Annotated in this window: 22 protein-coding genes and 1 pseudogene; 14 read left to right on the top strand and 9 right to left on the bottom strand. The window is 67.5% G+C overall.

Annotated elements, in window-relative coordinates; genetic code table 11:
- Window positions 1–23: 23 nt before the first annotated feature.
- The 5 genes from LWC34_RS27535 to LWC34_RS27515 all read left to right on the top strand — a co-directional run bounded on the left by LWC34_RS27535 (window position 24) and on the right by LWC34_RS27515 (window position 6,349).
- On the top strand, window positions 24–1,319 hold the full coding sequence (locus tag LWC34_RS27535; protein ID WP_233728015.1) for a nicotinate phosphoribosyltransferase: 1,296 nt from the start codon (window positions 24–26) through the stop codon (window positions 1,317–1,319).
- 10 nt (window positions 1,320–1,329) lie between these two features.
- Complete coding sequence (locus LWC34_RS27530; protein WP_233728014.1) at window positions 1,330–1,899, top strand: isochorismatase family protein; 570 nt, start codon at window positions 1,330–1,332, stop codon at window positions 1,897–1,899.
- A 657-nt stretch (window positions 1,900–2,556) separates the two neighbouring features.
- A complete protein-coding gene (locus LWC34_RS27525; RefSeq protein ID WP_233728013.1) occupies window positions 2,557–4,959 on the top strand; it encodes a xanthine dehydrogenase family protein molybdopterin-binding subunit in 2,403 nt (800 codons plus the stop codon).
- Window positions 4,956–5,861: an FAD binding domain-containing protein gene (locus tag LWC34_RS27520; RefSeq protein WP_233728012.1), complete on the top strand. Its 906-nt coding sequence runs from the start codon at window positions 4,956–4,958 to the stop codon at window positions 5,859–5,861. The genes LWC34_RS27525 and LWC34_RS27520 overlap by 4 nt, the downstream gene beginning before the upstream one ends.
- Complete coding sequence (locus tag LWC34_RS27515; protein WP_233728011.1) at window positions 5,858–6,349, top strand: (2Fe-2S)-binding protein; 492 nt, start codon at window positions 5,858–5,860, stop codon at window positions 6,347–6,349. Before LWC34_RS27520 ends, LWC34_RS27515 begins: the two co-directional genes overlap by 4 nt.
- A gap of 92 nt (window positions 6,350–6,441) precedes the next feature.
- Here LWC34_RS27515 and LWC34_RS27510 read toward each other — a convergent pair whose 3' ends face one another.
- A complete protein-coding gene (locus LWC34_RS27510; protein ID WP_233728010.1) occupies window positions 6,442–7,089 on the bottom strand; it encodes a choice-of-anchor P family protein in 648 nt (215 codons plus the stop codon).
- Between the two features lie 181 nt (window positions 7,090–7,270).
- Between LWC34_RS27510 and LWC34_RS27505 the strand changes: the two genes are divergently transcribed.
- On the top strand, window positions 7,271–7,852 hold the full coding sequence (locus LWC34_RS27505; protein WP_233728009.1) for a biotin transporter BioY: 582 nt from the start codon (window positions 7,271–7,273) through the stop codon (window positions 7,850–7,852).
- Window positions 7,853–7,867: 15 nt separating this feature from the next.
- Here the strand turns inward: LWC34_RS27505 and LWC34_RS27500 are convergent.
- Window positions 7,868–8,752: pseudogene (locus tag LWC34_RS27500) on the bottom strand (DMT family transporter); the annotation flags it as partial.
- 119 nt (window positions 8,753–8,871) lie between these two features.
- Between LWC34_RS27500 and LWC34_RS27495 the strand changes: the two are divergent.
- The 3 genes from LWC34_RS27495 to LWC34_RS27485 all read left to right on the top strand — a co-directional run bounded on the left by LWC34_RS27495 (window position 8,872) and on the right by LWC34_RS27485 (window position 13,060).
- Window positions 8,872–9,732 carry a LysR family transcriptional regulator gene (locus LWC34_RS27495; RefSeq protein ID WP_233728008.1) on the top strand — a complete coding sequence of 287 codons (861 nt, stop codon included), beginning with the start codon at window positions 8,872–8,874 and terminating at the stop codon, window positions 9,730–9,732.
- A 34-nt stretch (window positions 9,733–9,766) separates the two neighbouring features.
- A complete protein-coding gene (locus LWC34_RS27490) occupies window positions 9,767–11,809 on the top strand; it encodes an ATP-dependent DNA helicase (RefSeq protein ID WP_233728007.1) in 2,043 nt (680 codons plus the stop codon).
- A 66-nt stretch (window positions 11,810–11,875) separates the two neighbouring features.
- On the top strand, window positions 11,876–13,060 hold the full coding sequence (locus LWC34_RS27485; protein WP_233728006.1) for a S1 family peptidase: 1,185 nt from the start codon (window positions 11,876–11,878) through the stop codon (window positions 13,058–13,060).
- Window positions 13,061–13,075: 15 nt separating this feature from the next.
- Here the strand turns inward: LWC34_RS27485 and LWC34_RS27480 are convergent, their stop codons facing one another.
- From LWC34_RS27480 to LWC34_RS27465, 4 genes are all read right to left on the bottom strand, one after another.
- On the bottom strand, window positions 13,076–13,837 hold the full coding sequence (locus tag LWC34_RS27480) for an aminoacyl-tRNA hydrolase (RefSeq protein WP_233728005.1): 762 nt from the start codon (window positions 13,835–13,837) through the stop codon (window positions 13,076–13,078).
- Complete coding sequence (gene serB, locus LWC34_RS27475) at window positions 13,834–15,060, bottom strand: phosphoserine phosphatase SerB (RefSeq protein ID WP_233728004.1); 1,227 nt, start codon at window positions 15,058–15,060, stop codon at window positions 13,834–13,836. Before serB ends, LWC34_RS27480 begins: the two co-directional genes overlap by 4 nt.
- A gap of 78 nt (window positions 15,061–15,138) precedes the next feature.
- Window positions 15,139–16,899 (bottom strand): aa3-type cytochrome oxidase subunit I, encoded by a 1,761-nt coding sequence (gene ctaD, locus LWC34_RS27470; RefSeq protein ID WP_233728003.1) that lies wholly within the window; start codon window positions 16,897–16,899, stop codon window positions 15,139–15,141.
- A gap of 154 nt (window positions 16,900–17,053) precedes the next feature.
- Window positions 17,054–18,289 (bottom strand): aldehyde dehydrogenase family protein, encoded by a 1,236-nt coding sequence (locus LWC34_RS27465; RefSeq protein ID WP_233728908.1) that lies wholly within the window; start codon window positions 18,287–18,289, stop codon window positions 17,054–17,056.
- A gap of 49 nt (window positions 18,290–18,338) precedes the next feature.
- Here LWC34_RS27465 and LWC34_RS27460 point away from each other — a divergent pair, with 49 nt between their 5' ends.
- From LWC34_RS27460 to LWC34_RS27450, 3 genes are read left to right on the top strand one after another with little or no spacing between them, the layout of a single operon-like run.
- Window positions 18,339–19,736 carry an amidase gene (locus LWC34_RS27460; RefSeq protein WP_284051653.1) on the top strand — a complete coding sequence of 466 codons (1,398 nt, stop codon included), beginning with the start codon at window positions 18,339–18,341 and terminating at the stop codon, window positions 19,734–19,736.
- Window positions 19,733–20,461 carry a class I SAM-dependent methyltransferase gene (locus LWC34_RS27455; RefSeq protein WP_233728001.1) on the top strand — a complete coding sequence of 243 codons (729 nt, stop codon included), beginning with the start codon at window positions 19,733–19,735 and terminating at the stop codon, window positions 20,459–20,461. Before LWC34_RS27460 ends, LWC34_RS27455 begins: the two co-directional genes overlap by 4 nt.
- Before the next feature lie 38 nt (window positions 20,462–20,499).
- Complete coding sequence (locus LWC34_RS27450; protein WP_233728000.1) at window positions 20,500–22,041, top strand: hypothetical protein; 1,542 nt, start codon at window positions 20,500–20,502, stop codon at window positions 22,039–22,041.
- A gap of 51 nt (window positions 22,042–22,092) precedes the next feature.
- On the opposite strand, the gene LWC34_RS27445 is transcribed toward LWC34_RS27450, so the two are convergent.
- Window positions 22,093–22,800 carry a M50 family metallopeptidase gene (locus LWC34_RS27445; RefSeq protein WP_233727999.1) on the bottom strand — a complete coding sequence of 236 codons (708 nt, stop codon included), beginning with the start codon at window positions 22,798–22,800 and terminating at the stop codon, window positions 22,093–22,095.
- A 64-nt stretch (window positions 22,801–22,864) separates the two neighbouring features.
- Here LWC34_RS27445 and LWC34_RS27440 point away from each other — a divergent pair, with 64 nt between their 5' ends.
- Window positions 22,865–24,085 carry a putative hexosyltransferase gene (locus tag LWC34_RS27440; RefSeq protein WP_233727998.1) on the top strand — a complete coding sequence of 407 codons (1,221 nt, stop codon included), beginning with the start codon at window positions 22,865–22,867 and terminating at the stop codon, window positions 24,083–24,085.
- A 36-nt stretch (window positions 24,086–24,121) separates the two neighbouring features.
- Entirely contained in the window at window positions 24,122–24,655 is a 534-nt protein-coding gene (soxR, locus tag LWC34_RS27435) for a redox-sensitive transcriptional activator SoxR (RefSeq protein WP_233727997.1), read from the top strand.
- Here soxR and LWC34_RS27430 read toward each other — a convergent pair.
- Window positions 24,627–25,439: an ABC transporter permease gene (locus LWC34_RS27430; RefSeq protein WP_233727996.1), complete on the bottom strand. Its 813-nt coding sequence runs from the start codon at window positions 25,437–25,439 to the stop codon at window positions 24,627–24,629. The genes soxR and LWC34_RS27430 overlap by 29 nt on opposite strands.
- On the bottom strand, window positions 25,436–26,353 hold the full coding sequence (locus LWC34_RS27425; RefSeq protein ID WP_233727995.1) for an ABC transporter ATP-binding protein: 918 nt from the start codon (window positions 26,351–26,353) through the stop codon (window positions 25,436–25,438). Before LWC34_RS27425 ends, LWC34_RS27430 begins: the two co-directional genes overlap by 4 nt.
- Window positions 26,354–26,380 lie beyond the last annotated feature (27 nt).

Genomic DNA, 26,380 nt, shown 5'->3' with positions numbered 1-26,380 from the left:
GCAGCGCCATAGGCTCTGGATTCATGAACGGACCCGGCGCGACCACTGCGCTGCTCACCGACCACTACGAGCTGACCATGCTGGCCGGTGCCCTGGCCGATGGCACCGCTGAGCGGCCATGTGTTTTCGAAGTGTTCGCCCGCCGGTTGCCGGACGGCCGCCGGTACGGGCTGGTCGGCGGGACCCAGCGGGTGCTCGACACGATCGCCCGGTTCCGGTTCGGCGACGACGAGCTGGCCAGGCTCAGCGAGGCCGAAGTGGTCGACAAGCAGACGCTGGACTGGCTGGCTTCTTACAGATTTTCTGGGGATGTCGACGGATATCCTGAAGGTGAGCTTTATTTCCCCGGCTCGCCGATCCTGACCGTGCGCGGTTCCTTCGCGCAGGCAGTCGTGCTGGAGACGGTCATCCTGTCGATCCTGAACCACGACAGCGCGATCCTTTCGGCGGCGGCCAGGATGGTCAGTGCCGCGAACGGCCGTCCGATCATCGAGATGGGTTCACGGCGGACGCACGAGAACGCCGCCGTCGACAGTGCGCGGGCCGCGTACATCGCTGGGTTCGCCACGACGTCGAATCTGGAAGCCGGTCGCACGTACGGCATCCCGACCGCAGGCACGTGCGCGCACGCGTTCACGCTGCTGCACGACGACGAGCGGTCCGCGTTCCAGGCCCAGATCGACGCGCTCGGCGTGGGCACCACGTTGCTGGTGGACACGTACGACATCACCAACGGCATCAACACCGCGATCGAGGTGGCCGGGCCGGAATTGGGCGCCATCCGGATCGACTCCGGTGACGTCGGCGTGCTCGCCCGGCACGCCCGCGAGCAGCTGGACTCGTTGGGCGCCAAGGACACCCGGATTGTAGTGTCCGGTGACCTGGACGAATACGCGATCGCGGCACTGCGCGCGGAGCCGGTCGACGCGTACGGCGTGGGCACGTCGCTGGTCACCGGGTCGGGCGCGCCGACCGCGGGCATGGTCTACAAGCTGGTCGAAGTAGACGGCCGTCCGGTGGCAAAGCGCAGCTCGCACAAGGAATCCCGCGGTGGCCGCAAGGGTGCGATGCGTCGCCACAAGCCGACCGGCACGGCCCTGGAAGAGGTCGTGTACCAGCCGGACAAGCAGTGGCCGCCGATGTCGGACAACGACCGCGATCTGCAAGTGCCGTTCCTGCGTGGTGGACAGCCGGTGGCCGATCCGCCCACCCTGGAACAGTGCCGCAAGCGTGTGAAGCGAGGCCTGGTCAGCCTGCCGTGGGAAGGCCTGAAACTGTCGCACGGCGAGCCGGCCATCCCGACGGTTTTCATCGACTAGAGGAGTCACCGTGGCCAACGCGTTGATCGTGGTCGACGTTCAGAACGACTTCTGTGAAGGCGGTTCGCTGGCTGTCACGGGCGGCGCCGCGGTGGCCGCGGCGATCAGCGAGCACATAGGCCACACGCCCTACGACGTCGTAGTGGCCACCCGGGACTACCACATCGACCCGGGCGCGCATTTCAGCGACAACCCGGATTACGTCGATACGTGGCCCGTGCACTGCGTCGCGGGCACGCCCGGCGCCTCGTTCCATCCGGAGCTGGACGTCACCGCGATCCAGGCGGTGTTCTCCAAAGGCGCCTATGCGGCGGCGTATTCGGGCTTCGAGGGCTCGGCGGGCGACGGCAGTTCGCTGGCCGACTGGCTGAAGGCGCGATCGGTGAGCCATGTGGACGTGGTCGGGATCGCGACCGACCACTGCGTCCGGGCCACGGCACTCGACGCGGCCCGTGCCGGGTTGGCCACGCGCGTTCTGCTCGAGCTGACGGCCGGGGTGGCGCAGCCGACCGTGGACTCGGCGCTGGGGCAGTTGCGTGACGCGGGCGCTGAGCTGGTCGGCACGCCCCGGGTCGGCTGAGCCCTGTCTTCACGCCGCTGCACGGTATGAACGGTTTGAGCGGTGTGACGGATCTTCGCCAGGCGGACCGCATTCCTGTTATTGCCGCGATTTCTCCGGCCTGGAATGGCCGTATCAGCGAAAAGCGACGTGCACGACCGGCGGCCCGGAACACGACCTGGACTTATCAGCGAAATCGCCGAGCAAGAATCAGCAAGGATTCCGTTGAATTGAATCCGCTGGTCACAACGACAGCGCCGCCACCGGCTGTCGATCGCAAACCCCGAATGATACCAAGGTTCACCACCGTCCACTAGTGACAGTGTGACGAGTTCGCTCGCGGCGACAGCCATGGAACGAGGCGTCGCCTACGCTCTTTCGCGTGACAGAATCGGTTTTCAGCCTCGACTTCACCGGCCGGATCCGCGTCGTGACCCGGATTTCGTGTCGAGGTGGCGTACGGCGATGCCGTGGAAGGAATGCTTCCGCGCATTGACCGTGATTGAACGCGAATGAATAAACCCGCCCGATCTCCGTGGAATGAGTGAACACGGGGATCGAGCGGTCGCGTGGCGAGGAAGAAGCGGTGAATTTCATCCGCGCCCTCGTTTTTTGCTCCGTCTGCCGCTGCCTTCGGCGCAGCGTTCAGGTCGAAAGAAAGTTCCCGAAGGGATCGCCATGGAACTGTCTCGTAGATCCGTGCTGCGCGGCGCGGCCGCGGCTGGTGTCGCCGCCGCCGCGTTGCCCGGCACGGCGGCGGCCGCGCCGGAATCCTCCGGCCCACCGCCCACAATTCCCGAAGCATCGTATTCGCGGCGGCTCGCGAGACGCGAGGACGCGCGGCTGATCACGGGAGCGGGCCGTTACGTCGGCGACATCACTGTCCCCGGATGCCTCGACGCCGCGTTCGTACGCAGCACGGTCGCCCACGGACGGCTCGTCCGGGTCGACACGAGCGCGGCGAAGAAGGTCGACGGAGTCGTCGCGGTGTGGAGCGCGGCGGATCTGGGCGCCGAATTGCCCATCGTGCCGGAGTATGGCCACCTTCCCGGTTCCGCCGATCGGCCGTGCACGGTCCTGCCGGCCGATCGGGTGCGCTACGTCGGCCAAGCGGTCGCCGTGGTCGTCGGCACCGACCGTTACGTCGCGGAGGACGGCGTCGACGCCGTGCGCGTCGAGATCAACTCGCTGCCTGCGGTGGTGGACCCCGCGGAGGCCGCTACGTCGTCGACATGGCTGTTCGATGGGCTGAACAACGTCTCCCGTGAGCTGGAATTCGGGCAGCCCATCCCCGACGAGGTCTGGCAGAACGCCCACGTCGTGGTCGAAGGCGCTTACAGCCAGCAACGAGTCGTCCCCACCCCGATGGAGCCCCGTGCGATTCTCGCGGTGCCCGAGCCGGATGGCAGGCTCAACGTCTGGGTCTCGCACCAGGCACCGCACCGGCTCAAGGGAAACCTGGCCAGCGACCTGAAAATGGACCCGGCACGCATCCGCGTGCGCGCCGCGGACACCGGCGGCGCCTTCGGCACGAAGAGCCCGACCTACCCCGAGTACCTGCTGGTGGTCCGGCTGGCGCTGGCGCTGGGCCGCCCGGTGCGCTGGCTGGAGGACCGGGCCGAGACGATGATCGGCGGCACCCACGGCCGCGCGCAGAACCAGCGGACGCGGATCGCGGCGGACAAGGACGGGCGGATGCTGGCCCTCGCCTTGGAGGCCGACGCGGGCGTCGGCGGGTTCCCGCTCGGTGAGTTCGTCGCGGTCGAGACCGGGCTCGCCGCGGGCAGCGTCTACCGGACGCCGAGGGTGCACGCGAAGATCCGCACCATCGTCACCAACACGACCACGACGGCGCCGTACCGCGGTGCCGGGCGCCCTGAACAGACCTACGCCGTCGAGCGGACCATGGACCTGCTGGCTCGCAGGCTCGGCCTCGACCCGGCCGAGGTCCGGCGGCGCAACTTCATCCCGCCGGAGGCGTTCCCGTACGACTCGCCGACCGGCAGGCGATTCGACAGCGGTCAGTACGAACTGGGCCTGGACAAGGCGCTGGAGCTGGTCGACTACCGGCACTGGCGCGCGGAGCAGAAGCGCCGCCGCCAGTCGGGCAGCGAGTGGCCGATCGGCATCGGACTGTGCAGCTTCGTCGAGCGAGCCGGGCTCGAGGCAAGGGACGGCGCACGGGAGTGGGCGTCCGTCGAGGTCGCCGCCGGAGGCGACATCATCGGGCGGGTCGGCACCTGCTCGACCGGACAGAGCCACGAAACGGCATTTCCCGACCTCGTGGCCAAGACCCTCGGCATGCCTGCCGCCCGCGTCCGGGTCATCGAGGGCGACACCGACGAGGTGGTGCAGGGACTCGGCACCTTCGGCGCCCGGTCGATGCAGGTCGGCGGTTCGGCATTGCACCGCGCCGCCCTCGACTTGATCGACGAGGCGAAGCGACGCGCGGCCCGGCTGGCGGGCAAGAAGGCGACCTACGCGAACGGCGTCGTCAGGGCGGGACGGTCCCGGTGGACGTTGGGTGAACTCGCCGCCGCAACGCCGGAACCCTTGCGGATCGAGGGCGTGTACGAAACCCCGGCCTCGTTCTCCTCCGGAACATATGTGGCCGTGGTCGAGGTGGACAAGGAACTGGGCGTGGTGCACGTGCTGCGCCTCGTGGCAGTCGACGACTGCGGCGTGCGGATCGACAACAAGTTCGTCGAGGACAGTCTGCACGGGTCGATCATGCAAGGCATCGGGCAAGCGTTGTACGAGGTGATGCCGTACGACGACAAGGGAAATCCCCAGGTCAACAGCATGCTCGGCTACTTGCTGCCGACGATCGGCGAACTCCCGCCGCTCGTCTTCGGCGAGGTCGTCACCCCGAACCCGAACACCGCGCTCGGCGCGAAAGGCGCGGGCGAGGCCGGCTGCCTCGGAGTCCCGCCTGCCATCGCCAACGCGGTCATCGACGCCCTCGGCCCGGCAGCCACCGGCACCGGTCCGGAAGGGACGGACATCGGCGGCGTGCAAATGCCGCTGACCCCTGAAGTGTGCTGGCGGGCGACCCGGCAGGAGAAGGTGGGCGTGAAATGAAACCGGCACGTTTCGACTACGTGGCTCCGGCCCGGGTCGCCGATGCGGTGGCCGCGCTCGCGGCCAAGGCCGAGACAGCGCGTGTGCTGGCCGGCGGCCAGACACTGGTGTCGCAGATGCATTTCCGCACGGAACGGCCTGCGCTGGTGGTCGACATCAACAACATCAAGTCACTGGAGACGATCGCCGTGCAGGGCGGCGCGTTGCGCGTCGGCGCTCTGGCAAGGCACCGTGCCTTCGAGACACCGAGCGTCGCACCGGGAGCCTTGGGCCGCCTGCTGAGCCGGGTCAGTCCGCTGATCGCGAATCCGCCAGTTCGCGCGCTTGGGACCATGGGCGGCAGCCTGGCCTGGGCGAGTCCCCAGGCCGAGTGGTGCGCGACGGCGGCCGCGCTCGACGCCGAGATCGAGCTGACCGGACCGGCGGGCCGCCGCATGGTGACCGCCGACAAGTACTTCCTCGCCCCATCGCGGACCGCACGACGGCCGGACGAACTCCTGACATCGGTGCGGCTGCCCTTGCTCCCGGGGCCTGGCGTGGCCGCGGACAAGGTGGGTGTCGGGTTCGTCAAGCACCACCGCACAAATCTGCGCTTCGCGCAGGCCGGGGTCGTCGCAGTGCTGGCACTGCGCAACGGCGCGATCAGCAGCGCCCGGCTCGGGGTGACCGGTGGTGCCCGCCGGCGTCCGCGTACGGCCGAGGCTCATCTGATCGGCCGTGAGCCGGTGCCCGCGGTCTTCACCAAGGCAGGCGAACTCGCGGCGGCCGAAGTCGATCCGTACGACGAGGTGCATGCCAGCGCCGAGTACAAGCGGCACGCCATCGGTGTGCTCGTCCGGCGTGCGTTGGTGCAGGCGTGCGCGGACATGGGGGTCCACCACAGCGAACGGGAGACACGATGAGCGGCGACACGCCGATCCGACTGAAGGTCAACGACACCGCGTACGACGTGCGGGTCGAGCCGCGCCGGGTGCTGGCGGACGTGCTGCGCGACGAATGCGGCCTGACCGGCACCAAGCTCGGGTGTGAGCAAGGGGTCTGTGGCTCGTGCACTGTCCTCGTGGACGGCGCGGGAGTCCGCTCGTGCATGATGTTCGCGGTGCAGGGTGCCGGGCGTGACATCCAGACGATCGAAGGTCTCTCGGCGGACGGGCAGTTGCACGCGTTCCAGGAGGCCATCTCGGCCGAGCACGGGCTGCAGTGCGGCTTCTGCACGGCCGGTTTCGTGATGCTGGTGGTCGGCGCGCTCGACCAGGACCCGACCATCGCCGACGATCCCGAGCGGCTGAATTCCCTGCTGAGCTCCAATCTGTGCCGGTGCACCGGTTACGAGGGAATCCGCCGCGCGGTGCTGCGCACGTACGGCAAGGGCGGGACCGCGCGGAAGTAAGGACCGTGCGTGCCTGGATCCGGTTGTGGACCGGGTCCAGGCACGCCTGGTCCAGTTTTCTGGCCACCCTCGTGACCTGGGGTTTTGAGCGCTCAGACCAGAGGCGTGCAGTAGACGCCGCCGACGACCAGTTCGCCGGTGATCGGGCCGCCGCCGTTGGGCGCGAAGATCACGTGCATCAGGTTGAGCGTGATGCTGCCGTCCGGCGGGGACGGCACGATGATCTCGTTGAGGATGATCTTGGCGAGCGGCGGCTCGTTCGGATGATCGCCCGGGATCATCACCGTGTAGTTCGGCGTGAGCTCCTTCGGCGCCTCCATCCCGACAAGGCCGGAGAACTGCATCCGCGCGACGCTTCCGTTCAGCGTCGTCGCGCAGGTCGCCAGGTAGTCGTTCATCCGGATTCTCGGGCCGCCGTACTCGGGCAACGCGTTCAGTTCGAACCGTTGCCCGGTGGCCTCGACCGTGATCCGCCCGGTTTGCTTGTCGGCGGTGCATTTCGTGGTGCCGTCGCCGAATTCGGCCACCCCGCGCAGCCTGATCCGCTTGCTCGCGTTCTGCACCGTGCCGCCGGATGTCAGGCACTGCCCGACCGGCGGCTGCACGATTCTCTTCTTGCCATCGAGCACGACGTCGACCGAGCCGACCGAGGCGGTCCCGCTGCCGGTGGCCGCAGACGCGGGTGCCGCGTTCACCACAAGCAGGGCAGCCGCCAACACAACAGCAATCTGCCTGTTCATGACCTTCATGATCAGCGCAACCGGCGCGGCTGACGAGCCGACCGCCGCCCAACCACCCGTTCCAGTGAGCCCGGGCGCACGCCCGCTACCAGCGGTTACGTCAGTGTTGGGTTCACCACAGCCGAAACCTTAGTTGGGGCAACTAATCTCCCTGTCGAGGAGATCAATTCGGGAGGTAACCGTGTCAGTAGTGCCTGTTACGGCTCGTCCGGCCGTCCTCGCCGACCTTGTGCCGCGCACGTTCGTCAAGGACGCGGCGCTCGTAGTCGGTGGCGCTGTGCTCACCGGACTCGCCGCGCAGGTCGTGGTGCCAGTGCCGGGCAGTCCGGTGCCGATCACCGGACAAACCTTCGGTGCGTTGCTCGTCGGCGCTTCGTTGGGATGGCGCCGTGGCGCCGTATCGATGCTGCTGTACCTCGTTGCCGGGATGGCGGGGGTGCCGTGGTTCCAGGACGGTAAGTCCGGCTGGCTCGGCGTCACCGGTGGTTACCTGATCGGCTTCGCGGTGGCCGCAGTGCTCGTCGGCGCGCTCGCCGCACGCGGTGGCGACCGTACGGTCCTGCGCACGATCGCCACGATGGTGCTGGGCAACGTCGTGATCTACGCGATCGGCGTCTCATGGCTCGCCGCGGCGACCGGCATGGACCCGACCACGGCGATCGAGCGCGGGCTGCTGCCGTTCCTGATCGGCGACGGGATCAAGATCCTGCTGGCGGCCGGGCTCCTGCCGGGCGCCTGGGCGCTGATCAACCGCCGGGCGTGACCGGCTCATCAGGACGCCGAGGATGATCAACGCCGCGCCGGCGACGGTGTTCAGGCCGACTGGTTCGGCCAGGAACACCGCGCCGAGCGCGGTGGAGAACAGCGGCGTGATGTAGGTGACCATGGACGCCACCGTGGATCCCGCGGCGCGGATCACCACGAAGTTCAACTGGTACGCCACGCCCGTCCCCAACGCGCCGAGCACAAGCAACGCGGCCATGGCGCCAAATCCGGGCCACGTCGGTCCACCTGCGAAGACGGGCGTGACCAGGCCCAGTTCCAGGGTTCCGCATGCGACCTGGACTGCCGCGAGCACCAGCGATGACTCGGGGCGCGCGGACATGAAACGCCGCGAGTACACGAACGCGGCGCCGTAACAAGTCGTCGCACCCAGACAGGCCAGGGTCCCGATCAGCGGCCCGGTGTCGACGCCGTTCCAGATCCCGAGGACGACGAGAACGCCGACGAACCCGATGGCCATCCCGACGAGCCGCCGTGCGGTCGGGCGCTCCTCCGGCAAGAGCAGGAGCACGAACACCAGCGTCGCCAGCGGCACGGTCGCGTTCCAGACACCAGCGAGCACTGAGCTGACCTTCGTCTCGCCGAACGCGAAGAGCGGGAACGGGACGGCGTTCAGCAAAAGCGCCACCACAGCGCCGTGACCCCAGACCTTCGGATCGCGCGGCAGACGCTGGCGTGTCACGAGGACCATCAGCCACAGCGCGACGGCGCCGAAGACGCACCGCCACAGCCCGACCCACATCGGCGAGACGCCCGCGTTCACGGCGACCTTGATGAGGAAGAACGTCGATCCCCAGATCATGGACAGCACCACGAACGCCGGAACCCAGGCGGCTCCCTCGTTGCGCCATACCCGTTGACCAGCATGAAGCTCGTTCATCACGTTCCTCACCCTGACGGCTCCCGCCGGGCGAGTCCGGCGGCGATCGGACATCAGGTTCGCCCGGTGAGGCAGAATGAGTCCAACAAGTCGTTCTGCACGATCCATGAGAGTTGCTCATGACTGTGAACCTGGCTCAGCTGAAGGCGCTCCTCGCGGTGGTCGACGAGGGCGGGTTCAGCGCGGCCGCACCGGCGCTCGGAATCAGCCAGTCCGCCGTATCCCACGCGATCGCCGCGCTCGAACGCACCGTGGGCAGTCCTGTGCTGCACCGCACCAAACAGCCACAGTTGACCACCTTCGGCACTCGGCTGATCGCGCACGCGCGCGCGGCTGTGGGCGCAGCGTCTGCGATCGACGACCTGGTGGCCGAAAACGCGAACCAGCCGACGGGCACGATCCGGCTCGCCGCGCCCGCGACCGTCTGCCAGGGTCTGCTGCCCGATTTGCTGACGCGCTGGCGCGGCGAGTTCCCCGGCATCAAGATCCGTGTCTTCGAAGGCGAGGACCACGAGATTGTCGAGTGGCTCGCAGAACGGACCATCGACGCGGCCGTGCTGGTCGATCCGGACAGTCACGACGGTGTCGAGATCGGCGCGGACGAATTCCACGCGCTGGTGCGCCGCGACCATCCGCTCGCGGACGAGGACGTGATCGACATCCCGGACCTTGACGACGACCCGTTCCTGTTGTCCGACGGCGGCTGCGAACGCCACATCCGCGACCTCTACCGCCGCACGATGAGCCGGCTCAGGCCCACTCACCGGGTACGGGAAGGCGCCACCCTGATCGCGATGGTGCAGGCCGGAATCGGCGTCTCGATCGTTCCCGGCCTGATGGCGGCCATGATCGACAATCGGGTCGTGCTCGTGCCTTTGAAGCAGAAGTTGAAACGACGGCTGGTTTTGACCGGTCCGGCTTCAGGATCGTGGCACCCGGCCGTTACCGCTCTCGTCGACGCCACGCGCCCCAGGGTCTGAAAGTTTTGACGGAGGCTGCCGGTACCGTCGATCCGTGCCCCGAACCGCCGACATTCTCCCCTCCCTGCGCGAACTGTTGACCACCGCCGTGGAGGCGGTCGGCGGTGCCGAGCGGCCCGGCCAAGTGACCATGGCCGAGGCCGTGCACAACTCGATCAAGACCGGCGAGCACCTCGCGGTACAGGCGGGCACGGGAACCGGGAAGTCGTTGGCCTACTTGGTTCCCGCGGTGCGCCACGCGATCGAAAGCGGGCGGACCGTCGTGGTCTCCACGGCGACCATCGCGCTGCAACGCCAGTTGGTCGACCGCGATCTGCCGCGGCTGGCGAAAGCGTTGAAGCAGTCGATCGGGCGCGAGCCGACGTTCGCGATCTTGAAGGGCCGCCGCAACTATCTCTGCCTGCACCGATTGGACACTGGTGCGCCAGAGGAGCCAGACGACGGCGGGCTGTTCGACCCGTTCGCGGTGTCGGCGCTCGGCAGGCACGTGAAGCGGCTCTTCGAATGGTCCTCGGAGACCGAGACGGGAGACCGAGACGAGCTGGTGCCGGGCGTCACCGATCAGGCATGGCGCCAGGTTTCCGTGTCGGCCAAGGAGTGCCTCGGCAAGGACAAGTGCCCGTTCGGCACGGATTGCTTCGCCGAACTGGCCAGGGCCGAGGCCGGGCGCGCGGACCTCGTGGTCACCAACCACGCCTTGCTCGCGATCGACGCGCTGCAGGGCTACCAGGTGCTGCCCGAGCACGACGTGGTGATCATCGACGAGGCCCACGAACTGGTCGACCGGGTCACCTCGGTCGCGACGGCCGAACTGACCGCGGGCATGGTCTCGGCCGCGGTCAAGCGCTGCGGCAGGCAGATCGCCGAGGACATCGTCGACCGGCTGGAAGAAGCCAGCGAAGGCATCAAGGAGATCTTCGACGACCTCCCCCAGGGCCGCATGGACGATTTGCCGCGCCCGCTGCACGGCGTCCTGTCAGTGACGCGCGACGCGGCGCACGCGTGTATCACGGCGCTCGGGCCGGACCGTTCGTCACAGGACCTCGAGTCGACAACCGCGCGGCGTCAAGCCGTCGCGCTCCTAGAGGAAATCCACGACACCGCGGTCCGCGTGCTGGAGGCGTTCGACGCGGACACCGGTCAACGCCGTGACGTCGTATGGCTGAGCTCCGACATGGTCGGCGGCAACCTCCGTCCGCCCGCGCTGCGCGTCGCGCCGCTCGGCGTCGCCGGGTTGCTGCGGGAGCGTCTGTTTGGCGAGTGCACCACTGTGCTCACGTCAGCAACGCTCACGCTTGGCGGTTCGTTCGACGCGCTGGCTCGCCAATGGGGTCTGCCGGTCGAGCAACGGCCCGCGCAGAAGGCCGAGGGCACGGCCACGGACATCACGCCGCCTGCCGACAACGACGCGCCACATTGGTCAGGCATCGACGTCGGGTCACCGTTCACCCATGAGAAAAGCGGGATTCTCTACGTGGCGCGCCATCTCCCGCCGCCCGGCCGAGATGGCCTGCAGCCCGCGTTCTTCGACGAGCTCGAAGGCCTTGTGAACGCGGCGGGCGGCCGGACGCTGGGACTGTTCTCGTCGATGCGCGCGGCCAGGCAAGCTGCCGACGAACTCAGGGAACGCCTGGACTTCCCGATCTTGTGCCAGGGCGAGGATTCCACGTCGCTGCTGGTCAGCAAGTTCGCCGAGGACGAGGCCACGTGCCTGTTCGGCACGTTGTCGCTGTGGCAGGGCGTCGATGTGCCCGGGTCGTCGCTGCAGTTGGTGGTCGTCGACCGGATCCCGTTCCCGCGCCCGGACGACCCGCTGGCGTCGGCGCGTCAACGCGCGGTCGAAGCGCGTGGCGGCAACGGCTTCCTCACAGTCGCCGCGACGCACGCGGCGCTGCTGCTGGCGCAAGGCGTGGGCCGGTTGCTGCGGTCGAACGACGACAAAGGCGTCGTGGCAATCCTTGATTCACGGCTGGCGACCGCCCGTTACGGAGGGTTCCTCCGGGCGTCGTTGCCACCATTTTGGACAACCTACGACCAGTCAGTTGTACGAGGTGCATTGACTCGGCTGAATAGTTGAACCGCCTTCCCATTGTCGTCCGTACCAACCTACGGAGGCATCGCGGAAGGTGAGGGAGTCAGCCGTATGGGGTCGCACCGGGAGCTCAAGCCACGCCCGCTCAACCGGAAAGTTCTCGTTGGGCTGGTGATTGGTGTGACGGTGTCGGCGACTCTCACCGCCGTCGCCACGACGAACTCACTGGTGAACCATGAGACGGTCGAGGTCGGATCGTCCACTCCCCTCGAACCGACGATGCGTAAGGACGTTCGGCTCACCGCGGACGAGGCCAAATCCCGCGCGACCGAAGAGGCCGCGCTCAGCAAGACGGTCGACGCGCTGCGCCGCAAGACCGGCGTGGCCTATGCGGGTGCCTGGTACGACAACACCAAGCGCAAGCTCATGGTCGGGATCATCGACCGCCAGTACATCGGCGACGTGCAGCGGGCCGGTGCCGAGCCGCGGATGATGAAGAACAACCTGGCCGGGCTGACCGGCCAGAAGACCCGGATCGACCGCCTGGCGAAGGAAGCGCCGAAGTCGGTCGTGTCCTGGGGCGTTGATCCGACCACCAACAGCGTCTTGATCGAGGCGCAGAAGGACGCGCAGGCGGAAGCGTTCATCGAGAAGGCCAGGGGCGGCGGCGACCTCGTCCGGGTCGAGTGGACCGAGCGGACCGCCCGTCCCCTCGTGGACGTGATCGGCGGCGGCGGCTTCACCGTCGGCGACGCTCGCTGCTCGATCGGGTTCTCCGCGCGCGGCCCGGCCGGGTCGAAGCACTTCATCACCGCTGGGCACTGCACCGCGTCCGGTGGCGTGGTCCTCAACAACGGCCTCGAATTCGGCCGGGTCAACGCGGGCACGTTCGACACCGACGGCGATTTCGGCCTTGTCGACATGACCGACCCGGCCTCGCAGACTCCCCCTTCGGTCGACACGCGTGACGGCGGGCCGATCACCGTGACCGGCACCGAGGTCGCGCCGATCGGCGCGTCGGTGTGCCGTTCGGGTGCGACGACCGGCTTCGCGTGCGGCGAGATCACCGCGATCGACGAGACCGTCAACTACGGCGAAGGCCGGATCGTGCGTGGCCTGACCCGGACGTCGGTGTGTGCCGAGCCTGGCGATTCTGGTGGGCCGTTCGTCAGCGGAACCCAGGCACAGGGTGTCACGTCCGGCGGGATCGGCGGTTGCGCCTCCGGGGGCACGACGTTCTTCCAGCCGATCAACGAGGCCGCGACCAAACTCGGCGTGACCGTGGTGACCGGCTGAAACCTCTGTGGCGCCTCAGGAACGCCACTGGGCAAGGACAGTGACCGTGCCCGGGTCGACCTCGGTGAATCCCGCGTCGCGGACCGCGATCACCCTGCGGTCCCGCCACGCGGCGCCGGGATCGTCGCCGGGATGCAGGTTCGCCCATTGCTCCTTGGCCGGGATGCGGACCGCGCACCGGAAGCCGATCTCGGTCCACGCCTTGATGTCCGGCTCGTCGAGCAACGCGGCGAGCAGCATGCTGGCGTGGCCGACTTGAGCAGCCGCCTTGCCCGCGGTCAGCGCAACGTCCGGATTCAGCCAGAGAACAGGCACGCCGTCCGGGATCTGGCCAGGTTCGTCGGCGGGCAGCTCGCTGCCGGAGATCTGCAAACGGCTGATCTCCTTGGGCGTCTCCACAACCAGCCCAGGAACCAGTGCGCGCACCGCGGCACCGTCCACTTCGACCGTCACGCCTGGAAACGCCTGCGCGGCTTGCCAATGCGCGCCGCGTGCACGACGGGAGACCTTTCGGATGTGCCCGGCGATCCACGCACTGACCGGCTCGTGCCACTCGCCTTCCGGCTCGGAACGCGGGTCAAGGCACACAGCGATGGCCGCCGCGGCCGCAGCTTCGAGCAACGCGGTCCGCGTCGGGACCGGGTCGCGTTCGATGCGGAGGATCACCGGCATGGCGCGGACCAACTCAGGTTCGGTTTCGACCTGGTTGGTCTGGTCCGCCGGAAGAGCCAGCCACGACGCATAGCGCGCGGCCAGTGGAGCAAGGATCGTGGTCACAGCCGTTCGCCGTCGATGCCGTCGGCCGCGTCAGCTGCCTCGACCTCAGCACGGGTCACGCCGAGGACGAAAAGAACAACGTCCAAGTACGGGTGGGACAACGCCGTGTCGGCGACCTCGCGCAAAGCTGGCTTGGCGTTGAACGCGATCCCCAAACCGGCTGCGGAAAGCATGTCGATGTCGTTGGCCCCATCGCCCACGGCGACGCACTGAGCCAACGGCACGTCCGAATCGTCGGCGAAGCGGCGCAGCGCGACCGCCTTCTCCGCCCGGTCGACGACCTGGCCGACCACACGTCCGGTCAGTTTGCCGTCCGCGACCTCGAGTTCGTTGGCCGCACAGAAGTCCAGGCCCAAATCGTCGACCAGGGGCTGGATCACCCTGGTGAACCCACCGGACACGACGCCGCACCGGAACCCGAGCCGCTTGAGCGTGCGGATCGTGGTGCGCGCGCCGGGCGTTAACTCCAGCGCCTTGGACACGTCGTCCAGCACGGATTCGGGCAGGCCAGTCAAAACGGCCACCCGCCGGTTCAGCGATTCGGTGAAGTCGATCTCGCCGGCCATCGCGGCGTCGGTGATCTCCTTGACCTGCTGTTCGCAGCCCGTGTGCGCGGCGAGCATCTCGATCACTTCGCCCTGGATCAACGTGGAGTCCACGTCGAACACGATCAGCCGCTTCGCCCGCCTGGTCAGGCCTTCCCGTTCGACCGCGACATCGAGGCCCACCCGGGAGGCCACCTCGACGAGCGCGTTGCGCAGCAAGCTGTCGGATTCAGGCGTGTCGTCGGCGACCGAGACGTGCAGTTCGAGCCCGGTCACCGGGTAGTCAGCTATCCGCCGGATCGCGTCGATGTTGACGCCAAGCGCGGCCATCCGGCGGGCGACTTCGGTGAACGCCCGCGCCGTGACCGGCCTGCCCAGAACGACCACAGCGTGGGTGGAACCGACCCGGGCCGGAGTCAGCGTGTCGGCGCCGACCTCGACCTCGACCCGCATCGCCACGGTCGCCATCGCCTGCTCGACGAGTTCCTGCAGGCCTTCCGGGTCGTGGTCGGTGCCGACCAGCACACCCAGGACGAGCTGGCCGCGAATCACGACCTGCTCGACATCCAGGACCTCCACGCCGTGCCGGGTCAGCACCGCGAACAAAACCGAGGAGACACCCGGCTTGTCCGGGCCGCTCACCGTGATCAGTACAGGCGTGCTCAGTGGACCGGGCAAGGCGTGTCTCCTCGGTGCGAAGCGGGGCTGTGCCTACCTCGTTGTGGGCCGCCTACCTTGGGGGTCTTGCGGGCAGAACTACCGCTGCTTGGGGTCGCCGCCGGTGATCTCGTCCGGCTGGGTCTTCTCAGCGAGCACACCCGACGGCGGCACCTTGTGGCCGACACCGGAGTACGCCTCGGCCCGGAACCGCTCGACCATGTGCGGGTAGTGCAGCTCGAACGCCGGACGCTCCGACCGGATCCGCGGCAGCTCCTTGAAGTTGTGCCGCGGCGGCGGGGACGAGGTCGCCCATTCCAGCGAGTTTCCGTAGCCCCACGGGTCGTCCGCCTCGGCGATCTGGCCGTAGCGGTAGCTCTTGAACACGTTCCAGATGAACGGCAGCGTCGAGGCACCAAGGATGTAGGCGCCGACCGTCGAGATCGTGTTGAGCGTGGTGAACCCGTCGGACGCCAGGTAGTCGACGTACCGGCGCGGCATGCCCTCGTTACCGACCCAGTGCTGGACGAGGAACGTGCCGTGGAAACCGATGAAGGTCGTCCAGAAGTGCAGCTTGCCGAGTGGTTCGTCCATGAACCGGCCGGTGATCTTCGGGAACCAGAAGTAGATTCCGGCGAAGGTGGCGAACACGATCGTGCCGTAGAGCACGTAGTGGAAGTGCGCCACCACGAAGTACGTGTCCGAAACATGGAAGTCGATCGCGGGCGCGGCCAGCAGGATGCCGGTCAGGCCACCGAAGAGGAACGTGACGAGGAAGCCGATCGAGAACATCATCGGCGTCTCGAACGTCAGCTGGCCCTTCCACATGGTCAGGATCCAGTTGAAGAACTTCACACCGGTCGGCACCGCGATCAGGAACGTCATGAACGAGAAGAACGGCAGCAGCACGGCGCCGGTCGCGTACATGTGGTGCGCCCAGACGGCCACCGACAGCGCCGCGATCGCCAGCGTCGCGTAGACCAGCGGCTTGTACCCGAACAGCGGCTTGCGGCTGAACACCGGGATGATCTCGGAGATGATCCCGAAGAACGGCAGCGCGACGATATAGACCTCGGGATGGCCGAAGAACCAGAACAGGTGCTGCCAGAGGATCACGCCACCGGACGCGGGATCGAAGACATGGGCACCGATATGGCGGTCGGCCAGCAGACCCAGCAAGGCCGCGGTCAGGATCGGGAAGGCGATCAGCACGAGGATCGCGGTGATCAGGATGTTCCAGGTGAAGATCGGCATCCGGAACATGGTCATACCCGGTCCGCGCAGGCAGATCACGGTCGTGATCATGTTGACCGCGCCGAGGATCGTGCCGAGACCGCTGACCACCAGGCCGGAAATCCACAGGTCGGCGCCGACGCCAGGGGAATGGATCTTGTCCGACAGCGGGGTGTAGGCGAACCAGCCGAAGTCGGCGGCGCCACCCGGGGTCAGGAAGCCGGACAGCACGATGATGCCGCCGAACAGGTACAGCCAGTACGAGAACGCGTTCAACCGCGGGAACGCCACGTCCGGCGAGCCGATCTGCAGCGGCAGGACGAAGTTGGCGAACCCGAACAGGATCGGCGTCGCGTACAGCAGCAGCATGATCGTGCCGTGCATGGTGAACAGCTGGTTGTACTGCTCCTGCGAGAGGAACTGCTGTCCTGGCACGGCCAGCTCGGTACGGATCAGCATGGCCATCGCGCCGCCCACCATGAAGAAGGCGAACGCGGTGACCAGGTACATGATCCCGATCTGCTTGTGGTCCGTCGTGCGGAACAACCGCAGGAGGTACGAACCCTTGACCGTCTTACCCGCCGGGAACGGTCGGGTCGCGATCGGCTTGGGGGCTACCGCCGTCACTCCGTGCCTCCAGTGGTGGATCTCGTTCGGGGCCGCGCCGAGACAGCTGTCCGGGCGACGGTCTGGATACTATCCCCCGCTACATATCCGGGCGCGCGAGGGGAGCCAACCGCATCTTCACCGACGGCAACTCGTCGGATGTGTCAGGTTTGGGCTAGTGAGCTGGGACGACGGCGTACTGCCTGAGCGTGAGGTCGGTGTAGGTGACCGGTCCGCGAGGACCAGGCACCTTGTCGATGTTGATGCCGGTCTCGGGCACCGCGAGCAGCTTGAATCCGTCGAGCAGCCTGGTCGTGGCGTTCCAGAACACGCCGGTGCCGGTGTAGGCGTCCATGAATTTCTCGGCGGTGGCTGAGTTCTCCGTCACGATCCCAGCGGCCAGGCCCGAGGTCTTCTCGTTGGCCACCTGCGCCGCTTGGACGGCGTCGTCGACCGGCGAGACGGTCACGGTGGCCTCTTTCTCGGAGTCCAGCGCCCACTCGTAGCCGATCGGATGCTCGTGCGGCGGCAACGACGCGCGCACCCCCGCCTTCTCCAATGTCTCCAAGACGCTTGGAAGAACATCTGCATAGACGGCCGAGTCGATCAGCAGCAGGTTGAGCCGGTTGCACACGCCCAACCGGTCGAGGCTGCGCGCGATCAGGTCGTACGCCTTGGCCAGATCCGCCCCACCGTCCAGGTAGAGCACGCCGCCGCCGTCCGCGTGAGCCAACGTCCGCACGCCGTGTTTGGCGGCCTCGAACCCCAGCTCACGAGTACTGTCGCCGCTGCCACGCAGGATCACCAGCGGGACGAGGTCGGGAAAACGGACCAGAGCCGCGGCGGCCGCCCGGTCGGCGCTGGGGACGAGCTGGATGACGGCCGGGTCGATGCCCGCGTCCTTGAGAGCAGGCGCGATGACCTCACGAACCAGGGCGGTGGCCGAGCCGAGCGCGGCCGAACCCGTGCGCAGGACGCCCGCGTTGCGTGACTTGATCAACTGGGAGGCGACGTCCACGGTGACGTTCGGCCTGGCCTCGTAGTTGGCGCCGATCACACCGACCGGCCTGCGGCGCTCGACCAGTTTCAGGCCGTCCGGCAGGTCACGGACCGGGGTCTCACGTTCCGGATGCGGCACGCCAGCGAGCAGGACCAAAGAATCGGCCATGGCCGTGAGCCTGGCCTCGGTGATGGTCAGCCGGTCCAACAGGCCCGAACTCATCCCCGCGGCCTTCGCGGCCTCGACATCCTGGGCGTTCGCATCGAGCACGGCGTCCGCGTTGGCCCGCAGCCGCTCGGCCATCCCGGTCAGCGCGGCATCGATGGCCTGCTCGGATGCCGTGGCCAGTGAGGGCGCCGCCTGTTTCGCCGCGCGTGCGCAAGCCTCGACAACCTGATCAACCACCGGTATCTCCTCTCCAGCGAGGTGACTAGTCTGCCGCACGGGATGGCACCATCCCATGCGAGGCGAAACACAAGTCCACAGGAGGCGCGTCGTGACGGAGTTCGTGGGCCTGCAGCGGACCGCTGAACTGGTCGCTGCCGGCGCGACGAGCTCGGTCGACCTCGTCACCGAAGCGCTTGACCGGATCGAGAAATCCCAGCCGAGCCTGAACGCGTTCCGACGGCTGCGCAGGGACGCCGCCCGTGCCGAGGCCGCACAGGCCGACGAACGTCTGGCGGCTGGCGACAAGGCCCCATTGCTCGGCGTGCCGATCGCGGTGAAGGACGACACGGACATCAAGGGCGAGCCGACCGCGTTCGGCTGCGCGGGCGAGTTTCCGCGCAAGACCGCGGACTGCGAGATGGTCCGTCGGTTGCGCCAGGCCGGTGCGGTGATCGTCGGCAAGACCAACACCCCGGAGTTCGGCCAGTGGCCGTTCACCGAGGGGCACGCGTTCGGGGCCACCCGCAATCCTTGGGACATCAGCTACACGCCCGGCGGATCGTCGGGCGGATCGGCCGCGGCTGTGGCCGCGGGCCTCGTACCCGCCGCGACAGGTTCTGATGGCCTTGGCTCGATCCGGATCCCGGCCGCGTGGACCGGGTTAGTGGGCGTGAAGCCAACTCGTGGGTTGGTGTCCAGCGAGCCGTTGCCGGATATGTGGAACGGTCTCGCGACGCACGGACCGTTGGCGAGGACCGTCGAGGACGCGGCGCTTTTGCTGGACGTAATCGCCGCCACCGGCACCCGGATGCGGGACGGCGCGAAAAGCGCGCCGGGCCGGTTGCGTATCGCGTTGGCGCTGCAGGTTCCGTTCACTCTGCTGCCCGCACGGCTTGAGCCGGAGGTGCGGTCGGCCGTGGTCCGGCTCGGTCGGGTGCTTGCCCGGCTCGGGCACGAGGTCACTTTGGCGAGCCCGCACTATGGCTTGGTCGGGCTCGGCGTCTTCGCCCGATCGCTCGAGGGCCTGAAGGACGCGGCGCTCGACGTGCCGGACATGCGCCTGCTGGACAAGCGCACGCAGCAGAACCACCGGATGGGGCGGTTGATCGCGCCCCTGGTCAAGTTTTCACGCCTGCACGAACGGGTCGAGCGCCAACGGATCGGCCGGATCTTCGAGGCGGCCGACGTGATCCTCGCACCGACCACCGCGACTTCGCCGACTCCCGTCGGCCATTACGACGGACTGTCGAACTTCGGCACGACACGGACCATGATCGCGGCGTGCCCGTATGCGTGGCCGTGGAACATCCTGGGGCTGCCGGGCGTGAACGTGCCCGCTGGGCTGACGAACAAAGGTCTGCCACTGGGTGCACAGCTTGTCGGGCCAGAGAATTCCGAGCCGTTGTTGCTGTCGCTCGCCGCGCAACTGCAGAAGGAAGAGCGCTGGCACGAGCGCGTTCCGCCAGGATGAACGCGCGCCTGGTCGACCTGCTGACCGCCGAGCCGGTGGAAATCGGCGAGTACGTGGACGTGCTCGGCGACATGGACGAGCCGCCCACTGGCTTGGCGCAGCGGCTGATGCGCACGAGCTTCGTGCCGCAGATCTACGAGCGCTACTGGCGGCCGACGCTCGGCCGGGTGGCGAAAGGCTTGACCGGGCCAAGCATGGCCGAGGAGCACCAGTTCGCATTGGAGAACCTGGCGCTGCGCAAGGGTGATGTCGTGCTGGACGTCGCGTCCGGCACAGGCGGTTTCACCAGGGACTTCGCTCGGGTGGTCGGTTCTGAGGGCCTGGCGATCGGCCTGGATTCGTCCCGCACGATGCTCGCCCGCGCGGTCGCCGCGGGCGGCGGCGCCGTCTATCTACGAGCTGACGCCGTTCGACCGCCGCTACGCGATGAGTCGCTGGACGCGGTGTGCTGCTTCGCGGCGCTGCACATGTTCGCTGAGCCGATGGTCGCGCTGGACTCGTTCGCGCGCTTGCTCAAACCCGGTGGCCGCGTCGCGTTGCTGACCAGCGGGCGCCGGACGTGGGAGCCGATGCGCACAGTGGACACCGTGTTGGGCCAGGCCAGCGGGCAGCGCATGTTCGACCGAGGCAAGATCGCGGAGTCCTTGCGTGCCAGGGGTTTCACCGCAGTGGTCGAACGGTACGCCGGTGTCACCCAGCTGGTCGCGGCCCGCAAGGGTGAATGACCTGGCCGGGGTTCGCACGGTCGAGGACGCTGACAGGAGTGGCCTCCTCTCGGCAGAAGCATCTGAACCAGGCGCTGATGCGCATCCCACGGCGAGCCGAGAACACCGATCGCGATTCCTTGGCCGCGACCTACGTCTCGGCCGGATCCTTCTCGGCGATGTTGCATTCGACCGACCACCAGATCCTCTACGGCCGTAGAGGCACCGGCAAAACGCACGCTTTGCTGCACCTGACCGATCTGGTCAGGCAGACCGGAGACGTGGCCGTGTACGTGGACCTGCGGACAATCGGCTCCACCGGCGGGGTCTACGGCGATCCCACGGTGAACCTGGCCCAGCGGGGAACCCACCTGCTCGTGGACACGCTCGAAGCGCTGCATGACGAGCTGCTGTCCACGGCTGTGGAGGTGGACGGACGCGAGGCGCTGCTGCCCGCGTTGGACGCTCTGGCCGAGGCTGCTACATCTGTACAAGTCGTTGGACAAGTGGAGCATGAGACCAAGGTCGGCGACGGATTCTCACAGCACCAAGGCGTCCATCTGGCCATGCGAGGCGCTCGGATCTCGACCGGCCGCCACGACATGGCCAACCGCGAAAGCCGCCTGCGGCGCAGCGGCATCGAGCAGCACCACGTCGTGTTCGGTCCACTCAACCGGGCGCTGCGCGACATCGTCCGCGCGCTCGGCGGCGCCCGGTTGTGGCTGTTGTTGGACGAGTGGAGCAGCATCCCGCTCGATCTGCAGCCGCTGCTCGCCGACCTTGTGCGGCGCGGGATCCTGCCGGTCACCGGGGCGACGGTCAAGATCGCGGCGATCGAGCGGCGCTGCCAGTTCCGGAGCGGCCCGAGCGCAGGCAGCGACTACTTGGGGATCGAGGTGGGCGCGGATGCGGCGCACGCGGCGAGCCTGGACGACTTCCTGCTGTTCGACCATGTCCGCGGCCGTGCCCAGGACTTCTTCCAGCGGCTGTTCCACAACCACCTGAGCCTGCGGCTGTCCGAAATGCTCGGTGAGCCGCAGTCCGATGTGCTCGACCAGATTTTCAAGCGTGGCGCGTTCACCGAACTCGTCCGTGCCTCAGAAGGCGTCCCGCGAGACGCGATCAACATCGCCGCGCTGGCCGCGCAGAACGCCCGCGACGAACCCATCGGCGTCGCGGACATCCGACGCGCGGCCCGTGACTGGTTCCTGCGCGACAAACAGACCGCGATCACGAGCAACGAGCCGACACGGCAGACCCTGCGGCTGTTGGTCGACGAGGTTGTCGGCAGGCGCGGATCGAGGACATTCCTGATCAGCCATCTGGCGTGCCCGGACGCGATCGACGAGCTGTACGACGCGCGTCTCCTGCACGTGGTGCGGCGCGGTGTGGCCGACCGGCGCCACCCGGGCCATCTGTACGACGGATTCGCGGTGGACTTCGGCTGCTACGTCTCGCTGCTGCTTGACGGCTGCGTCAGCGGCCAGCCGACGGACAAGAGCGGCTGGCTCACCTCAGCCAAAGGGATCCCGCCCGCCGGGTTCAACTTCGCCAAGGAAGCCATCGACCTCGCCAGGCTCGGCCACCCCGCCAGCGATTGACCAGGCGTTTTTGACATACGTTCAACTCGTTGGACAAACGCACAACGGCCCTCACGTGGTGATTGCTGGTTCCACCAACCACATGCCGCCAAGGAACAGCGCGCCGATCGCGATGACCATGAACATGCCCACCCAGAACAGCCCAGGCGCGCCGGTCAGCCGCGCCAACTGGTCGGCGTCGGAATCGCGGGCCTGCCTGCGCCGCCGTTTGGCCTGCAGTTCCCAGACCGGCCGGACCCCGCCGAACAGCAGGAACCACGCGACCAGGCACGCGAACGCGGCCTGCACCTCAGGCGAGGTCACGAGCGATACCGTGACCAGGACGGCGCCGGTGACCACCACGGACACCACGCCGAAGACGTTGCGGATCATGATCAGCACGGCCAGCATCAGCGCGGTCATCACCCACAGCAGCAAGGTGATCTTGCCAGCGACCATCAGTGCGGCCAGGCCGAGACCGACGAGGGACGGCGCGATGTAACCCGCGAACGCGGTCAGCACCATTCCGGGTCCCGTGGGCTTGCCGCGTGACACCGTGACACCCGAAGTGTCCGAATGCAGGGTGATCCCACGTAGCCGACGGCCAACCAGGACGGCCATCAGGGCGTGACCTGCCTCGTGCACGATCGTGATCACGTTCCGGGCCAGTCGCCACGGCTCGCCGGACAGCACGAGCAGCAGGGCCACACCGCCGGTCACCAAGATCACCGCGGTGGGCGGGTCCGGCTGCGTGCCGAACAGCTCATCCCAGAAATCCACCGCGACACCTCACCACACGCCGTGTTGGCGGCCGGTGAACTCCCAGGTCAGTGCTGGTGGCGCGGTGCGGCGACCTACGCTGTTGATGAAGAACGAGCGCAACGACGATCTGCACCGCAGAATGTCTCGCACCATGCCCAAAGGACTGACCATGGCGACGATCGCCGTGCGTGCCCGGCCGTACCTGCACGCCATCGGCGTTTTCGTGCTGGTCCGGCTAACCGGTCTCGTCCTGCTCGCAATACTCGCGGGCAACCGTCACCGCGAGCTGTTCGACGTGTTGAAGTCATGGGACGGCGACTGGTACCTGGCAATCGCCGAGAACGGTTACGACAACGTTCCCCCACGGTTCGTCGACGCGGGCGGGCAACGAACACCGACCACGCCGCTCGCGTTCTTCCCGCTATATCCGACACTCATTCGCGTTGTCGCGCCGATCACCGGTTCGGATAGCGCGACGGCGGCTTTGCTCGTCAGCTTGATCGCGGGGTGTGTGGCGGCCGCGGGCATCTTGCGGGTCGCGCGGGTCATCGATCCACGGCCGAAGACCGGTTTGTTGCTGATCGCATTGTGGGGCGGCGCGCCAATGGCCATCACGTTGTCGATGGCGTACACCGAGGCGCTTTTCACCGCCCTTGCCGCATGGGCTCTTGTTGGCGTACTGGAACGAAACTGGCTTCTGGCCGGAGTGTGTACCGCGTTCGCCGGACTGGTCCGGCCGTCGGCGTCGGTTCTGGTCGGCACGGTCGCACTCGCCGCGATCGTGGCCGTGTTCCGGGCGGGAAAGACCTGGCAGGCCATGGTGTGCGCGGTACTGAGCCCGGTCGGCCTGTTCGGCTGGTGGGGCTACGTGGCCAAGCGGACCGGCAGCCTGACCGGCTGGTTCGACATTCAGCGGCAGGGCTGGTTCAGCTACTTCGACGGTGGCCAGCAGACGGTGCGATTCTTCGGCGACATCATCGACACCGGCAATTCCGTGATGGAAACCGTCACGATGCTGCTGGTGATCGCCGCGGTCGTGCTCACGATCTTGATCATTTCCGCGCGTATTCCGTGGCCATTGTGGCTCTACGGCGGCGGAACGGTGTTGATGGTGCTGGTCACCGCGGGAATCACGTACTCGAAGGCCAGGTTTCTGATCCCGGCATTCCCGCTGTTGATCCCGGTCGCGCGGGGACTGGCCAATCGCAAGCGCCACACGATGATCGCCGCGACCATCGCCTACGTCCTGTTCGGCAGCTGGTTCAGCGCGTATTCGCTGACCGGGTGGACGCTCGCGATCTGACGCACGCTGCCCACCAGCGCGGATACCATCGCGGACATGTCCCCCAATACCGAGCTCACCGTCGGCGAGATGGCCAGACGGGCCGGTGTCCCCGTTTCGACGTTGCACTTCTACGAGGCCAAGGGGCTGATCTCGAGCCGGAGAACCGCAGGCAACCAGCGCCGGTTCCGCCGGGACACGCTGCGCCGGATCGCGTTCATCCGGATCGGCCAGCGGGTCGGCGTCCCGCTCAACACCATCGCCGAAGTACTCGACCAACTGCCGGAAGGCCGCGTACCCAACCGCATGGACTGGGAACGGGTGTCTGAGTCCTGGCGGGCCGAACTGGACGCCCGGATCGAGCAACTGCTGCAACTACGCGACGACTTCAGCGACTGCGTCGGCTGTGGCTGCCTGTCGCTTGACCGCTGCGCCCTGGCCAACAAGGACGACCAACTCGCCGTGCACGGGTCTGGGCCACGCAGGCTCATTGAGGCACGCGGGCGGAAATCCGCGGACCCGCTCCCCTCCGGCGAGTCCGCGGATTGTGATCCCTGTGGGGTCATTCCCACCGGAACAGGCGGCTGCTGACGAACCCGAGCCCGATCGTGTACGCGAGCAGCACCACCAGGTGCAGTGGCTCGGGAAACGAGCCTTCCCACGCCCGCAGCATCGCCTGCGAACCGGCGCCAAGTGGCGAGAAGTCGGAGATCTTCCGTACGACGTCGGGCATCAGCGGCCCTGGCGTCCACACGCCCGCCAGGAAGGCCAGCGGGAAGAACACCATGGTGCCGATCCCGTTCGCGGCCTTGCCGTTGGGCGCCAGTGCGGAGATCAGCAGGCCGACCGCGAACATCGCCGCGACGCACAGCAAAAAGGCCAGCACAAACCCGAAGAACTGACGCGGGACAGGCACATCGAACGCCAACGCGGCCAGCGCGAGCACACCTGCGGTGACCGTGGTCAACAACGCAAGGTTCACGATGCCCTGCGCCAGCAGCAGTGCGACCGGGCGGACCGGCGTCACGGCCAGCCTGCGCAGGATCCCGCGCTCCCGATACGTGGCCAGCACGCTGGTCAGCGCGTTGAGCGCCATCATCCCAATGATCATCGTGACGACCGGCGGCAGGTAGTAGTCGATGAACCGGCCGCCGCCGAACTCCTCGCTGGGATTGCCGGTCGACGGGAGCAAACCGAAGATCATCACCAGCAGGACCGGAATGAACGCCACGAAGAAGATCAGCCCAGGATCGCGCAGCATCAACCGGAACTCGCTCCCGGTCAGTTTGCCAAGCCTGGTCAGTACGCTGCCCCGTCCCGTCGTCACGTTGAAGTGGCTCATTTCCTGTGCCTTGTCCATGACCTGCGTACTCACGATTCCTCCACCAAACGTCGGCCCGTCAGCGCGACGAACGCGTCTTCCAAGTTCGTTTGCTCGACCCGGAGATCGAGCGGCACCACGTTGCGGCTGGCGAGCGTGGCGCTCACCGCGTGCAGCAGGTTCCCGTTGCCGCTCACCACGATCTGGCTCGCTGTGTGCGCCACCTTCGTGACCTCGGGCAGATCGCTCAGCACGCGGTCGTCGAACGCGGTGGACGCACGGAACCGCACCCGCTGCCCGCCACCGTCCACTCGGGACACCAGGCCTGCCGGGGTGTCGAGGGCGACCACGCGCCCCGCGTCGACCAAGGCGAGGCGATCACAGAGGCGCTCGGCTTCCTCCATGAAGTGGGTGACGAGCACGACGGTCACTCCCCTGTCCCGGATCTGCTCGACCAGCTGCCAGGTGTCGCGCCTGGCCTGCGGGTCCAGGCCTGTGGTCAGCTCGTCGAGGAAGGCGACCTCCGGGTTGCCGACCAGCGCCAACGCGATCGCCAAGCGCTGCTGCTGACCGCCGGACAGCTTCTTGAACGGCGTGCGGCGCTTGCTGGTCAGGCCGAGATCGTCCAGCAGCTTGTCGCCGTCGGCGGGGTTCGGATAGAAGGACGAGTAGAGGTCCATCGCCTCGGCCACCCGCATCTTCTCCGGCAGTTCGCTTTTCTGCAGCTGCACGCCGACTCGCCGGCGTACTTCCCAACCGTCCTTGCGGGGATCGAAACCGAGGACGGAAATGTTCCCGCTGTCCGGAACACGCAATCCCTCGACGCATTCGACGGTCGTGGTCTTGCCCGCGCCGTTCGGACCGAGAATTCCGAATATCTCGCCACGCTCGACCGTGAAAGAAACGTCTTCGACGGCGACTTGTTCGCCATATCGCTTATGCAGATTCCGTACCTCGATGACTGCCATTCCCGGCTCCCCTCGAATGTTCCACTT

Origin of the sequence: Kibdelosporangium philippinense (genome assembly GCF_021390435.2) — a bacterium.
Classification (GTDB): Bacteria; Actinomycetota; Actinomycetes; order Mycobacteriales; family Pseudonocardiaceae; genus Kibdelosporangium; species Kibdelosporangium philippinense.
The sequence above is the reverse complement of the archived record's forward strand: the minus strand, read 5'-3'. Positions and strand labels throughout refer to the sequence as shown.

Bases quoted from the DNA above. Each gene is read 5' to 3' on its own strand.
- soxR (WP_233727997.1), top strand. From the start codon at position 24,122: ATGTCCCCCAATACCGAGCTCACCGTCGGCGAGATGGCCAGACGGGCC.
- LWC34_RS27460 (WP_284051653.1), top strand. From the start codon at position 18,339: ATGCGAGGCGAAACACAAGTCCACAGGAGGCGCGTCGTGACGGAGTTC.
- LWC34_RS27515 (WP_233728011.1), top strand. From the start codon at position 5,858: ATGAGCGGCGACACGCCGATCCGACTGAAGGTCAACGACACCGCGTAC.
- LWC34_RS27495 (WP_233728008.1), top strand. From the start codon at position 8,872: ATGACTGTGAACCTGGCTCAGCTGAAGGCGCTCCTCGCGGTGGTCGAC.
- LWC34_RS27525 (WP_233728013.1), top strand. From the start codon at position 2,557: ATGGAACTGTCTCGTAGATCCGTGCTGCGCGGCGCGGCCGCGGCTGGT.
- LWC34_RS27485 (WP_233728006.1), top strand. From the start codon at position 11,876: ATGGGGTCGCACCGGGAGCTCAAGCCACGCCCGCTCAACCGGAAAGTT.
- LWC34_RS27520 (WP_233728012.1), top strand. From the start codon at position 4,956: ATGAAACCGGCACGTTTCGACTACGTGGCTCCGGCCCGGGTCGCCGAT.
- LWC34_RS27455 (WP_233728001.1), top strand. From the start codon at position 19,733: ATGAACGCGCGCCTGGTCGACCTGCTGACCGCCGAGCCGGTGGAAATC.
- LWC34_RS27510 (WP_233728010.1), bottom strand. From the start codon at position 7,089: ATGAACAGGCAGATTGCTGTTGTGTTGGCGGCTGCCCTGCTTGTGGTG.
- LWC34_RS27425 (WP_233727995.1), bottom strand. From the start codon at position 26,353: ATGGCAGTCATCGAGGTACGGAATCTGCATAAGCGATATGGCGAACAA.
- LWC34_RS27535 (WP_233728015.1), top strand. From the start codon at position 24: ATGAACGGACCCGGCGCGACCACTGCGCTGCTCACCGACCACTACGAG.